The organism is Haloarcula ordinaria, from assembly GCF_029338275.1.
Lineage (GTDB): Archaea > Halobacteriota > Halobacteria > Halobacteriales > Haloarculaceae > Haloarcula > Haloarcula ordinaria.
Genome location: NZ_CP119789.1, coordinates 1,359,717 through 1,371,761, shown reverse-complemented (window position 1 = coordinate 1,371,761; position 12,045 = coordinate 1,359,717). Strand labels below are relative to the sequence as shown.

The 12,045-nt window shown below is 69.0% G+C and carries 13 protein-coding genes and 1 pseudogene; 12 read left to right on the top strand and 2 right to left on the bottom strand.

The window, feature by feature from the left end; all coding sequences use genetic code 11:
- Positions 1–55 precede the first annotated feature (55 nt).
- The 12 genes and pseudogenes from P1L41_RS07265 to P1L41_RS07210 all read left to right on the top strand — a co-directional run bounded on the left by P1L41_RS07265 (position 56) and on the right by P1L41_RS07210 (position 10,697).
- The gene (locus P1L41_RS07265; RefSeq protein ID WP_276298193.1) at positions 56–451 is read left to right on the top strand and encodes a response regulator; all 396 of its coding nucleotides are present in this window, start codon (positions 56–58) and stop codon (positions 449–451) included.
- Positions 452–484: 33 nt separating this feature from the next.
- Positions 485–832 (top strand): annotated as a pseudogene (locus tag P1L41_RS07260) (PAS domain-containing protein); the annotation flags it as partial.
- A 45-nt stretch (positions 833–877) separates the two neighbouring features.
- Positions 878–2,332, top strand: a complete 1,455-nt coding sequence (locus P1L41_RS07255; RefSeq protein WP_276298447.1) for an ATP-binding protein — start codon at positions 878–880, stop codon at positions 2,330–2,332.
- A 92-nt stretch (positions 2,333–2,424) separates the two neighbouring features.
- The gene (locus P1L41_RS07250; RefSeq protein ID WP_276298192.1) at positions 2,425–4,653 is read left to right on the top strand and encodes a type II/IV secretion system ATPase subunit; all 2,229 of its coding nucleotides are present in this window, start codon (positions 2,425–2,427) and stop codon (positions 4,651–4,653) included.
- The gene (locus P1L41_RS07245) at positions 4,643–6,532 is read left to right on the top strand and encodes a type II secretion system F family protein (RefSeq protein ID WP_276298191.1); all 1,890 of its coding nucleotides are present in this window, start codon (positions 4,643–4,645) and stop codon (positions 6,530–6,532) included. Before P1L41_RS07250 ends, P1L41_RS07245 begins: the two co-directional genes overlap by 11 nt.
- Positions 6,529–7,257, top strand: a complete 729-nt coding sequence (locus tag P1L41_RS07240) for a DUF7289 family protein (protein ID WP_276298190.1) — start codon at positions 6,529–6,531, stop codon at positions 7,255–7,257. The genes P1L41_RS07245 and P1L41_RS07240 overlap by 4 nt, the downstream gene beginning before the upstream one ends.
- The gene (locus P1L41_RS07235) at positions 7,250–7,693 is read left to right on the top strand and encodes a DUF7266 family protein (RefSeq protein WP_276298189.1); all 444 of its coding nucleotides are present in this window, start codon (positions 7,250–7,252) and stop codon (positions 7,691–7,693) included. Before P1L41_RS07240 ends, P1L41_RS07235 begins: the two co-directional genes overlap by 8 nt.
- On the top strand, positions 7,690–8,400 hold the full coding sequence (locus tag P1L41_RS07230) for a DUF7263 family protein (protein WP_276298188.1): 711 nt from the start codon (positions 7,690–7,692) through the stop codon (positions 8,398–8,400). The genes P1L41_RS07235 and P1L41_RS07230 overlap by 4 nt, the downstream gene beginning before the upstream one ends.
- Positions 8,393–8,797 carry a DUF7262 family protein gene (locus tag P1L41_RS07225; protein ID WP_276298187.1) on the top strand — a complete coding sequence of 135 codons (405 nt, stop codon included), beginning with the start codon at positions 8,393–8,395 and terminating at the stop codon, positions 8,795–8,797. Before P1L41_RS07230 ends, P1L41_RS07225 begins: the two co-directional genes overlap by 8 nt.
- Positions 8,794–9,327, top strand: a complete 534-nt coding sequence (locus tag P1L41_RS07220) for a DUF7261 family protein (protein WP_276298186.1) — start codon at positions 8,794–8,796, stop codon at positions 9,325–9,327. The genes P1L41_RS07225 and P1L41_RS07220 overlap by 4 nt, the downstream gene beginning before the upstream one ends.
- 39 nt (positions 9,328–9,366) lie before the next feature.
- Complete coding sequence (locus tag P1L41_RS07215) at positions 9,367–10,170, top strand: helix-turn-helix transcriptional regulator (RefSeq protein WP_276298185.1); 804 nt, start codon at positions 9,367–9,369, stop codon at positions 10,168–10,170.
- 293 nt (positions 10,171–10,463) lie between these two features.
- Positions 10,464–10,697, top strand: coding sequence for an HTH domain-containing protein (locus tag P1L41_RS07210; protein WP_276298184.1), 234 nt, complete (start codon positions 10,464–10,466; stop codon positions 10,695–10,697).
- Here P1L41_RS07210 and P1L41_RS07205 read toward each other — a convergent pair.
- Together P1L41_RS07205 and P1L41_RS07200 are read right to left on the bottom strand one after the other, a co-directional pair.
- Positions 10,694–11,251: a DUF8054 family protein gene (locus tag P1L41_RS07205; RefSeq protein WP_276298183.1), complete on the bottom strand. Its 558-nt coding sequence runs from the start codon at positions 11,249–11,251 to the stop codon at positions 10,694–10,696. The genes P1L41_RS07210 and P1L41_RS07205 overlap by 4 nt on opposite strands.
- A complete protein-coding gene (locus P1L41_RS07200; protein ID WP_276298182.1) occupies positions 11,248–12,015 on the bottom strand; it encodes a nucleotide-binding protein in 768 nt (255 codons plus the stop codon). The genes P1L41_RS07205 and P1L41_RS07200 overlap by 4 nt, the downstream gene beginning before the upstream one ends.
- Positions 12,016–12,045: the final 30 nt, after the last annotated feature.

Here is a 12,045-nt window from a genome sequence, read left to right as displayed (position 1 = left end):
ATCGCTGGTAACCCGCCCCGAACGATTATGTGCACCTCAGTGTTGAGTTTGGGTCATGTCTGCTGCGGTCGGCCGCCCCATCCGAATACTCCACGTAGACGACGACCCCGAGCTCGCGGACCTGGCCGGTACGTTGCTCGAGCGGGAGGACGACCAGTTCCGGGTCGATACCGCCGGGTCCGCCAGCGAGGGGCTCGAACACCTCGAACAGCACCCGGTCGACTGTGTCGTCAGCGACTACGACATGCCCGGTCGCAACGGTATCGACTTCCTCGATGCGGTCAGGGAGCTGGACGCCGATTTACCGTTCATCCTGTTCACCGGGAAGGGAAGCGAAGAGGTGGCGAGCGAAGCTATCTCTGCCGGCGTGACCGACTACCTGCAGAAGGAAAGCGGGACGAGCCAGTACGCCGTTCTCGCGAACAGAATCGGGAACGCGGTCGAACAGTAACGGTCGCAGAACGAACTCGAGTCGAGCAGGGAGCGACTGTCCATGCTCATCGACGAGTCCCCCCTGGGAATCGTCGAGTGGAACGAGGACATGCGGGCGGTCCAGCTGAACGACGCCGCCGAGGAGATTCTGGGGTACAGCGAGGCCGAGTTGCGCGGCGAGCCGTGGACGACCATCGTCCCGGCGTCCGACAGGGAGCATGTCGGCGAGACGATCTCGGCGACCCTCGCGGACGCGACCAGCCGCTACAACGTCAACGAGAACGTCCGCGCCGACGGCGAGCGGATCACCTGCGAGTGGCACAACCGGGTCGTCACCGACGACTCGGGATCGGTCGTCGCGCTGTTCTCCCTGTTTCAGGACATCACTGACCGGGTCCGTCGGGAGGAGGCGGTCGAACAGCTCCACGAGACGGCGCGCTCGCTGATGAGGGCCGAGACGCCCGAGGATGTCGCGACTATCGTCGTAGAGGCCGTCCGCGACATCCTCGACATCCCGGTCAACTCAGTCCACCTCCGGACGTCGTCGGCCGACCGTCTCGAACCGGTCGCATGGACCGACGAAGCCAGGGAGCTCGTCGGCCCGCTCCCGTCGTTCGAACCCGGACGCGGACTGGCCTGGCGGGTCTACGAATCGGGGACCATCGAGACGTTCGACGACGTCTCGACCATCGAGGACCGGTACAACCCCGAGACGAACGTCCAGAGCGAGATAATACTCCCGCTCAGAGAGCACGGCGTCTTGCTCGCCGGGTCAACGGCGGCCGCGGCGTTCGACGAGTCGGACGTCTCGCTGGCGAAGACGCTCACCGCCACGGCGACGGCGGCGCTGGAGCGCATCGAGCGCACGGAGGCGCTCGGACTCGAACGCCACCGGCTGCAGACGCTCTTCGAGATGGTGCCCGAACCGATCGTCCGGATCAGGCTCGAAGACGGGCACCCGGTGTTGGAAGACGGTAACCAGGCGTTCGAGGAGACCTTCGGACACTCGGTCGACGAGGCCGCCGGCGAGTCGATAAACGACCTCATCGTCCCGCCCGACCGACGGAGCGCCGCCGAGCACATCGACGACCAGGTGACGAAAGACCAGCGGATACGGAAGGAAGTGCAGCGCCAGACCGCGGACGGGCTGGGGGACTTCCTCTTCCGGTCGGTCCCGGTCGAGGGGTTCGAGGAGCGCGACGAGTACTTCGGCATCTACATCGACATCAGCGAGCTGAAGACCTACGAGCGGCGGCTCGAGCAGCAAAACGAACGCTTAGAGATGTTCGCCGGCGTCGTGAGCCACGACCTCCGGAACCCGCTGATGGTGGCCCAGTCGGGCCTCGAGATGGTCCGACAGCGACTCGACGACGGCCAGGCCATCGACAGTAGTGCTCTCGACATCGTCGTTCGATCCCACGAACGGATGGACCAGCTCGTCGACGACCTGCTGACGCTCGCTCGCAACAACGAACAGACGCTCGACCCGGAACCCGTCTCGCTCGCCGAGATGAGCCGAGCCTGCTGGGAGACCGTCGCGACGGACGGTGCGACGGTGGAGGTCGAGACGACGGAGCGGATCCGGGCCGACGAGAGCCAGCTCAAACACGCCCTGGAGAACCTCATCCGCAACGCGGTAGAACACGGTGGCGACGACGTGACCGTGACTATCGGCGACACGCCCGACGGATTCTACGTCGAGGACGACGGGGTGGGGATTCCACCCGACGAACGCGAGCAGGTGTTCGAGAAGGGGTACTCGACGACCGAGGGTGGGACGGGGTTCGGACTGGTGATAATCCAGCAGGTCGCCGACGCGCACGGCTGGGAGGTCGAGGTGACCGACACCGCGGACGACGGTGTGCGGTTCGAGTTCTCCGGGGCCGAGACCGGCGACTGAGACTGGGGCTGAAATATGCCCACAATATTGCGATTAAATCAGTCTAAATAGATACTAAAATTTAAGTCCGGTCGGGCGACCAACTGCCCGACATGAGCCGTCGAGCGGACACGACCCAGCGGCCAGTGGTTCCGACACCGGTACCGCCGGACGACCCCACAGCATGGTACAGCCCGGACGTCCGGGAACAGGACGAAGTGTACCCCGGCGTCGTCGTCACCGTCCGTCGGACGGGAACCGAGTTCAGGTACGAGGTCCGCGAGCCGCGACTCTCGGCGCCGGGGTCGGCAGCACTCGCGACCGTCGAATCGCACTTCGAGGGGGCGAACATCCAGCGCCCGCGCACGCGCGAGGGCGCAGTAGAGCGCATGACCGGTGGCTTCGACCCGAAACACCGCCGGGTCATCGACCGGCTCGTCGACTGCTCGCCGGCCGTGCGACGACGCGTGGAGTACCACGCGCTGTGCTCCCTCTCCTGTCTGGGCGACCTGACGCCGTACGCGCTCGACCACCGCATCGACGTCGCGGACGTCACCGACGACGGCGTCGTCGTCCACACCGAGGACTACGCCCCGGCCGAGACGGCCCTCGAAACGGACCCGGCGTACATCGACCGGTTCGCCAGCGAACGCGTCGAGCGCCACACGGTCTCCTTCGAGGGGTTCGAGGTGCCGGTCGTAATCTACCGCGAGCATCTGCTCGGGTCGGACCCCTTCACCACCAAGTACGCCGTCCAGGAACCCGACCTGTTGCCCGGCGACGAGCGACTCATCGAGGCCTGCAAGGAGCGGATCTGGGAGACGAGCGTCGACGGCCTCGTCGAGGACCGCACCGCGTTCGTCCGCGAGCGGGCGCGGGCCCATCTCGCCCGGCAGCTCACCGTCCGCAACACCACCGAGTGGCTCGACGCCGTGCGCTACCGCGTTCGCTCGGCGCTAGCCGAACTCGACCTGGCGGTGCCACCGGTGGACCACCGCTTTGCCGACGACCGACTGGCGGACCTGCTGTACTACGTGATGCGCGACCTGGTCGGCTACGGCAAGCTCACGGTCCCGATTCGCGACCACACGCTGGAGGACATCGAGGCCAACCGGGTGGGCGAACGGGTGAAGGTCCTCCCGCGGGCCGACCTCGGCCACGACGGGCGGGTCCCGACGAACCTCGCCTTCGAGTCCGAGAGCGCCTTCGTCAACGTGGTGATGCAGCTGGCGGCCGACGACGGCACCGAGCTCAACGCCTCGAACCCGAGCGCGAAGGTCAACATCGACCCCGATGGCGACGACGCCCACGACGCCGACGAGACCATCCGGTGTGCGGTGGCGCTGCCGACCATCAGCGAGGACGGCCCGCACATCTCCATCCGCAAGCAGTCGACCGACGCGATGACGCCGATAGACCTCGTCGAGCGGGACTCGCTGCCGACGGAACTGGTCGCGCTGCTGTGGCTGTGCTACGAGTCACACGGCGTCGTGCTGTTCTCGGGGCCGACCGGCGCGGGGAAGACGACGCTGATGAACGCCCACATGCCGTTCGTCCCCTACCGCGACCGCCCCATCAGCATGGACGAGGGGTCACGCGAGGTGCGCATCCCACACGAGACGGGGGTGTCGCTGACCACCCGCGAACACGAGCGCGACCACCGGCGCGTGACGATGGCCGACCTGATGACCCAGTGTAACTACCTGAATCCCGACGTGGAGGTAATCGCCGAGATAAACACGCCCGAATCGTTCGAGACGTTCGCGGAAGTCCTGAACACGGGCCATGGCGTCATCGGGACCACCCACGCCGACGACATCGAGACGCTGGTCAACCGCATCATCGAGAAGGGCGTCCCGACCTACCTGCTCGCGGAGATCGACCTCGTCGTCTTCCCGCGCCACGTCGACGGCGAGCGGTACGTCGGCGAGGTCGTGGAGTTCGTCGACGAACCGCGCCACCGGGGCGACCGCTCGGGGACCGTCGAGAAGGGCGGGACGACCGTCCACTGGAACAGCGTCTGCCGGCGGCGACCGGACGGGCGGTACGACTTCGCCTACGAGCACCCGCAGCTCGGTGACGACGAGAGGAGCGTCGAAACGGGTATCCTCGACCGGCTCGCGACGCTCCGCGACGAACCCGTCGAGGACGTCGAGGCGGCGCTCCACCGCCGCCACCGGTACGTCCAGTACCTGGTTCGCGAAGGCATCACGGACTTCGAGTCGCTGTTCGAGGTGCTCGCGGACCTGGAGACCAACGAGGCCGCGACAGTCGAGCGGCTTCGGCGACGGGCCGGCGAGTCGGGCCCCGACCACCTGGAGGTCCGGAGCGATGACGACTGACGGCGGGACCCTGAGCCTCTTAGACCGGGGGCTGTACGCCCTCTTTGCCCACCACGCGGACGACGACCGACACACCGCGACGCGGAGCCGGTATCGGGCGGCCGACCCCGACACCGGGTTCGGGCTCTACGTCGCGCGGCTCTACGGCCTCTCGTGGCTGGCGCTGGTCGCCGGCATCTCGGTGACGGCGACGCTCGTCGCGCTCGCCCCGCAGAGCGCCGTCGACGGGGTCGTCTCGGTGGCCCGTCGGAGCCTCCCGATTCTCAACCGCGTCTCGCTCCCGGCCGTACCCAGGCTCGGGCTCGTGCTCACCGGCAGCTCGGTGGCCGGGCTCGGGTGCCGAGCGGCGGTGTTCCGCCTCGGCGACCGGTACCTGGGGTGGGTCGCCGCCGGTCGACGGGCCGACATCGCCGCGACGTTACCCGGCGCGGTCCGGTACCTCCGGGTGCTCGCCTCGGGGACACAGGACAGGGAGGCGATACTCCGTGCGGTCGCCCAGCAGGAGGCCTACGGCGAGACGGCGCGCGCGTTCCGACGGGCGCTCAACCGGGGCGCACTGACCGGGAGCCTGGACGAGGGGCTCGAACGGGTGGCGAGCGAGACGCCATCACGGGACCTCCTCGCGCCGTTCCTCCTGAAGTTCAAGGAGCACGCCAACCAGAGCAGCGAGGCGCTTGCGGGCTACCTCGAGATGGAGGGGCGACTCCTCGCACACCAGCAGAGCCGGCGCCACGAGCGGGCGACCGGCTACCTCGAACTCCTCGCGGAGCTGTTCGTCGTCCTGCTGGTGGTGCCGGCGCTGGTCGTGCTCATCGTCACCGTCATGAGCGTCCTCGCGCCGGGGCTGTCGGCGTCGGTGTCGACCCCGGTCGGCGAGACGACGGTCAGGGCGGCCGTCGTCTACGGGAGCGCGGGGTTCGTGCTCGTGACGGGGCTGCTCGCGTCCTGGCTCGTCCACTCGCTGCGACCCACTAACACCGCGGCGCCAAGTTACCGCCGCCCCGAGGGTCCGCTTCCGACGCTCGCGACAGCGCTGTCGAACCCGGCGAGCGCGCTCCTCGTCGTCGCCCCGGTGGGGGTCGTCGCCGCGGTCGCCCTCTGGTCGCTCGGCTACCGGCCGCTGAACGTCGGCTTGCTGTCCTACGTTGCCGTCGGCCTCCCAGTGGGCGCCGTCGCTGTCCGCCGGGCCCGCCGCGACGACGCGAAAGACCGGGAGATACAGGATTTCGTCCACGCGGTCGCGGGCCACGTCGCCCTCGGCCGCCCGTTCCCGGACGCGGTCCGGCGGGTGGCGGCGGAGGTGGAACTCGGGGCGCTGTCCGACGACGTCGACGCACTCGCCTTCGCACTGGGACTGGGCGACACCCCGAGCGGCGACACGGCCAACCGGCGGTCGGCGGCGCTCGAACAGTTCGTCGACCGGGTCGGGACGCCGCTGGCCGAACAGACCATCGGGCTGGTCGTCGGCGCGCTCGACGCCGGGAGCGACAGCGAGGACGTCTTCGAGACGTTACAGACCGAGATCGGGACGCTCTATCACCAGCGCAAGTCGCTGCGTTCGGCCCTGCTGGTGTACGTCGCCGTCGGCTGGACGACGGCGCTGTTGGTGCTGGGCATCACCGTCGCGGTCAACGTCTACGTCTTAGCGGAGTTCGCCCAGCTGTCGGCCGTCGCCGACGGGTCGAGCGTCGCGTTCGACCCGTCCGCGGTCGACCCGCAGCGCGCGCGCTACCGCTTCTACGTCGTCACGCAGGCGACCATGCTCGCCTGTGGCTGGTTCGCCGGGACAGCCAGTCGCGGGGTCTACGAGGCGCTGCTGCACTCGGGCGGGCAGGTACTCATCGCCTACGTCGTCTTCGCGGGGGTGGGCCTGTTGTGAACCGCGCTGGTCGGCGTCGCGGACAGTCCCACGTGGTCGGCGTCGTCCTGCTGCTCGGCATCACGACGCTCGCGCTGGGCGGTCTGACGGCGACGGTCGGGACCATCGTCGACGGACAGACCGCGGCGGCAGACGAGGCGCGGGTCGAGCGCGCGTTCGGGACCCAGCTCCGGCCGGTGGAACACACCGGCCCGAACGAAGCGCGGGTCCGGTTCAGCGAGGGCCGCCTGACGACCGTCGAGCGAGAGGTCAGAATCACGACGCCGACCGGGGTGGTTCGAACCGTCGACGTCGGCGGCCTGGTCTACGACTCCGGCGAGGGCCGCGTCGCGTTCCTGGCTGGAAGCGTCGTCCGCGGCACGGCGGGGAACGCCTGGCTCGAGCACGACCCGCCCGTGACAGTCACGCGGGACGAGACTGCAGTTGTCGTCGGCGCGCCACGAGTCGGAGCGCAGGGACAGAGCGTCGCTGGCGGCGGGACGTCGGTGCGACTCCGCACGAACGTCAGTCACGAGCGGACGACGCTGGGCGAAGCCGAGTACGGTGTCGCTCTGGAGACGGCCACGCCGGCACCGCTGGCCCGGTACTTCCGGGGGCAGAACGCGACGACGCGCACGCGGGACTTCGACGGCGACGGCGTCCCGAGCGTGGTCGCCACCTACCCCGGGGACCGGACGCTGTACCTCGTGGTCCACGACATGCGCCTGGAGGTGGCCCATGGATAGCCGCGCGGTCAGCCCGGTCGTCGAGAAGCTGCTCGCGCTGGGCATCATCGTGCTGTACGTCGGCCTCCTGACGACGACGCTGTACGGGGGTACCCTCCCGGCGTACCGAGCGGCGGTCGGCACCGAGCTCGGTGAACGGACGCTGGCCGAGGCGACGGCGCGCGTCGAACAGGCCGTCCCGCCAGAGGCCAGGGCCGGGTCGGCACGGTATCGAGTCGACTTGCCGTCGACCATCGGCGGGGCGGCCTACGAGATTCGGACGGACGGGCGGACGCTGGTACTGGTGCATCCCGACCCCGCCGTGGGTGGCCGGACCCGGCCGGTGCTGCCCGACCGAGTCGACGCACTCACCGGAACCTGGGAGAGCGGGGCGGAGACGGTAGTGACGGTGACCGGGCCGCCGGGTGAGTTGACCGTCGAACTGGAGGAACGATGAGCGCCGGCGTCCGCCGACCGCCCGTCGTTCGACGAGTGCGGGGACAGACGACCCTGCCGGCGCTGGCGTTGGCCCTCGTCGTCCTGACGGTGGTGACGGGGCTGAGCCTTGGGATGGCCGACGCCGCGATTACCGGGGCGGACCGCTCGCCGGACGAGCGCAGGGCGGCCGTCGGGCTCGCAGCCCACCTGGTCGCTCCGGACGGCCCGCTCGCCGTCCGAGAGAACGTCCTCGGGAAGGGGCGTGTCGATTCGTTCGACGGCGACGACCTCAACCGGGTAGCACCGCCAACCGACGACTATGCCTTGCGCGTGAGGCTCGGCGGACGGACGATAGCCCGCCGAGGGACTCTCGATGGCGGAACGACCGCCCGCCGAATCGTCCTGGTCGAGCGACGGGTCCGCGAGACGGTGACCGCCGACCTGCGCGACACACCGGAACTGACGCTCCCCCGACGGACCGGCGAGGCGACGGTGACACTCACGCCGCCCAATGGGACCACCGTCTGGACGGTCCGGGCCACCGACAGGGTCGTCCTCCACAACAAGAGCGGGCTCGAAGGCCGCTTCGAGCTGTCGCTCGTCCCCTACGAGACGACCACGCTCCGGGTCCGGTTCGCCGGCCCGCTCGACCGGGGCGACGTGACCGTCGCCTACGATGCCCCCCGGACGACCAAGGCCACGCTGGCGGTGACCGTCGATGCGTAGGGCGCAACTCCCCCTCTCGCTCGTCGAGGTGGCGCTCGGGGCCGTGCTGATACTCGGGGTCGCGCTGGGGTTCGCACTCGGGACGCCCGCACCGGACACGCGGACGCCCCAGTTGACGGCGTACGCCGAGGACACGGCGACAGTGCTGGCAAGCGAGTCGCCGCGTCACGGCGGGACGACCCGGCTTCGAGAGGTGGTCCGAAGCGAGTCGGCCTTCGAGCGGGAGCGGGCGGCACTCGACCGTCGCGTCGACCGAATCCTTCCGGAGAACGTGATGTATCGGATGACGACACCCTACGGAACCGTCGGGTTCCCGAAGCCGGGCGGCGTGGCGACCGGGACGGCGACAGTACCGACTGGGTACGGCCGTGTCCACATCGAGGTGTGGTACGCGTGAGACGCGGCCAGCTCGTCCTCGTGGCGGCGGCGCTCGTCGCGGTCGCACTGGCGCCCGTCGTCCTCTCGTATCTCCAGCTGGGCTACCACGGTGACGTCCGAGCGACGGCCGACTACGACGACCCGACGACGGACGCACGGCGCGTGCTCGACCGGGCGGTCGCGACCGCACAGTCTGGGGTGGCCGGGGAGTATTCCTGGTCACGCCGGGCGGACGCTGTGGCCCGCGTCCGCTCGGAACTCGAACCCAGGCTCGACCGACTGCGGACCTCCCGGGTCGTGTCCGGGACGGTACACGCTGTCACCTACAACGGAACCGTCGCCGAGGCGTGGCGTACTGTGCACTGTCCAGGCGGGCCGGACCGGCAGTTCGGCGCCTGTGTCGTCGACCGTGGGGTCGTCGTCCAGGCACGAACGGGGCGGACACACGTCGTCGGCGTCGGCTTCGACCTCACGACGACGACGCCACGGGGCGAGACGAACGTGACCGTTTTCGTCCGTCCGGTCGGTGACCGACACGAACGCTCCTAATCGTGACACTAAACACGGTGGAACGTCCACTTAGTGCCGATGGACCCCGACAAAAACGTGTTTGGGGACGTCCAGTTTCTCACTGGGTCCTCACAGCGGTTCGCCGTGCTGTCCGCACTGTGTGCGTCGCCGGCGCGACCCTGCGAGCTGTGCGAGCAGGTGGACGCGACGCGGACGACGGTCCAGCGCATCCTCGCCGGATTCAGAGAGCGCCAGTGGGTCTACAAACGCGACGGCGAGTACCACCCGACGGTGACGGGCCGCCGGATACTGACGCAGTATCGATCGCTGCTGACGGAGGCCGACCGAGCGCGGGAACTCGCCCCCATCGCGTCGTATCTGAACCCGATAGCCGACCAGTTCCCGGCCGCCCTGTTCACCGAGAGCACGATTACGCGAGGGTCCGAGCAGGACCCCCTCGCGGCGGTGACCCGACTCATCGATCGGTTCCGGTCGGCAGAGGGGCCCGTGAGCGCGCTCTCCCCCATCGTCTCACAGGCGTTCAACGACGTCGGGGCCGACCTGCTCGATTCGGACGTGGAGATGACGCTCGTTATCGACAGAGGCGTCGTCGAACGCTCGGCGTCGAGTTTCCCGACGGCGCTGGAACGAGGGGTCGAAGACGGCGGTATCGACGTTTTCGTCCACGAGACGCCACTCTCCTTTGGCCTGTTACTGGACGATGTGGGGTGTTGTCTGGCCGTCTACGACGACGAGAACAACCTCCGGGCGACGATAGAGACGGCGGACGAGACAGTCTGTGACTGGGCGCGAGAGCAGTTCGAACGACGCCGTGAGCGGGCGAAACCGCTCCCGGTGCTGCTGACGAACTCGGACGACTGAGACGCGGCGTCAGAAGGGGGACCGGGCGACCGGAACGGGGTGTAGAGGGTGGAAGGCCGAGTCGAGTCAGCCCGGGGGACGTTGTCCGTCCACGTCGCCTGTGGGGTGGGGGCGTCCCATCTGTACACGGAAGTGGTGGCCCCCTATACTTACTCGCCGACATTCGTTACATACCCTGCAACCTGTTACAGCACCTGTAACAGCCATGTCGGGGAACGGACCGGAACACGGCCGGAGCGGCCCGCGTTCGGGGCGACCGACAGTATAAATACCAGGCCTCCGTGGAATCTCACATGTCACCCCCCGGACGGGAAGTCAAGTACACTGAATCGGACGTCATCGAGGTGTTCAAAGACCGGGACGACTACGCAGAACCCCTGACGGCGTCGGAAGTTGCCGACCGGCTCGGCTGTTCGCGCCGGACCGCGCTGAACAAGCTCCACAGCCTGGCCGCGGAGACCGACGTCACCAGTAAGAAGGTCGGCGGTCGCTCGCGCGTCTGGTGGATTCCGGTCCGGACGAGCTAGAGGTCCCACGCGTCCGCGCGTTCGCGGGCCTCGGCCCGCGCCTGCTCTTGGATCGCCGTTATCTTCTCCGTGTCGTCGAGGAACGCCTCGACGGCACTCACTCCGTCGGGGTCGCTGTCGTCGGTCTCGCTGTCCGATGCCTGCTCGGGACACGCTGACCGGTCGGGCCCGGCCCGACGTGTGCTCTCGGCGAGCGCCGGGTCGCCGGCCAATCGCTCGGCCGGCATCCCGGGTGGCACGTGGAGCTCGGTCGCGTCGTGCACGTCGGCGAGGTCCGCCGCCGACAGCTCGTAGAGCGAGACGTGATAGGGGCCGGGGATGGCCAGGTCCGCGAGCGCCGGCGGGCCGCCACGGTCCGTGCCGGTGTGGTACGCGACAACCGGGACCCCGTCCTCGAAGGTGATGACGCCGCGACCCTCGGCGTCCAGCAGGAGCGTCTCCTGGGACTCGAAGACCGCGTAGCCCGTCAGTTCGCGGTCCAGCACGTCGGCCAGCGGTTCCCGTGGATCGGCGACGACCCGGGACTTACAGAGACGGCCGGTGGGAACTCTCATGGCGGGTCGGGGATAACCGCGCTCCGGAAGCGGTCGGCGACCGTCTCCGGCTGGCCCCTGTCTATCGACAGCGCGTCGGCCGCGTCGTGGTAGGCGGCCGCCGCTGTCGAGTCCGGTGCGTGTGCGAGTAACGGACGCCCCGCTCGACGCGCCTCGCGTGCGGCCTCGGACTCCGGGACCGCCGCGAGCGTCGGGCCGTCGAAGTACCGCTCGGTCTTCTCGGCGACCTGGTCGATCCGCGCGTCGTCTCTGACCTTGTTGAACAGAAGCCCGGCGACGTCGGTGTCGTAGGAGGCGGCGTACTCCTGTACCTTGAGTCCGTCCGAGATAGCCGGAATCGTCGGTTGGAGGACGACGACGGTCCGGTCGGCCATCACCACCGGGAGGACGGCTGCCCTGCTGTCTAAGGCCGGCGGCGAGTCCAGCAAGATGACCTCCGTGTCGGCCGCGAGCGTCGCTACGACCTCCCTGAGCCGGCCCGGGTCGGCGTCGCGGAACCCGTCGAGGCTCGTGCCACAGGGGACGACGGTCATCCCGAACCGGTCGTAGGCGGCGTCGGCCACGGGGACGTCGTCGGCCAGCACGTCGTGGAGCGTCGTCTCCACGTCCGAGAGCCCGGCGTGAAAGAGCAGGTTCGCCATCCCGGTGTCGGCGTCGACGACGGTCACGTTGTAGCGGTCCGACAGCGCCATCCCCAGGGCGACGGTACTCGTCGTCTTGCCCGTCCCGCCCTTCCCGCTGGCGACGGCGAAGACTTCGACCATGTTCGAGGGGGCGCGCCCGCTCGAACATAA

What these genes read in the sequence shown, in the direction of transcription:
- P1L41_RS07235 (WP_276298189.1), top strand. Translation starts at nt 7,250, where the DNA reads ATGGATAGCCGCGCGGTCAGCCCGGTCGTCGAGAAGCTGCTCGCGCTG.
- P1L41_RS07230 (WP_276298188.1), top strand. Translation starts at nt 7,690, where the DNA reads ATGAGCGCCGGCGTCCGCCGACCGCCCGTCGTTCGACGAGTGCGGGGA.
- P1L41_RS07200 (WP_276298182.1), bottom strand. Translation starts at nt 12,015, where the DNA reads ATGGTCGAAGTCTTCGCCGTCGCCAGCGGGAAGGGCGGGACGGGCAAG.
- P1L41_RS07210 (WP_276298184.1), top strand. Translation starts at nt 10,464, where the DNA reads ATGTCACCCCCCGGACGGGAAGTCAAGTACACTGAATCGGACGTCATC.
- P1L41_RS07225 (WP_276298187.1), top strand. Translation starts at nt 8,393, where the DNA reads ATGCGTAGGGCGCAACTCCCCCTCTCGCTCGTCGAGGTGGCGCTCGGG.
- P1L41_RS07215 (WP_276298185.1), top strand. Translation starts at nt 9,367, where the DNA reads ATGGACCCCGACAAAAACGTGTTTGGGGACGTCCAGTTTCTCACTGGG.
- P1L41_RS07250 (WP_276298192.1), top strand. Translation starts at nt 2,425, where the DNA reads ATGAGCCGTCGAGCGGACACGACCCAGCGGCCAGTGGTTCCGACACCG.
- P1L41_RS07255 (WP_276298447.1), top strand. Translation starts at nt 878, where the DNA reads ATGAGGGCCGAGACGCCCGAGGATGTCGCGACTATCGTCGTAGAGGCC.
- P1L41_RS07265 (WP_276298193.1), top strand. Translation starts at nt 56, where the DNA reads ATGTCTGCTGCGGTCGGCCGCCCCATCCGAATACTCCACGTAGACGAC.
- P1L41_RS07245 (WP_276298191.1), top strand. Translation starts at nt 4,643, where the DNA reads ATGACGACTGACGGCGGGACCCTGAGCCTCTTAGACCGGGGGCTGTAC.
- P1L41_RS07205 (WP_276298183.1), bottom strand. Translation starts at nt 11,251, where the DNA reads ATGAGAGTTCCCACCGGCCGTCTCTGTAAGTCCCGGGTCGTCGCCGAT.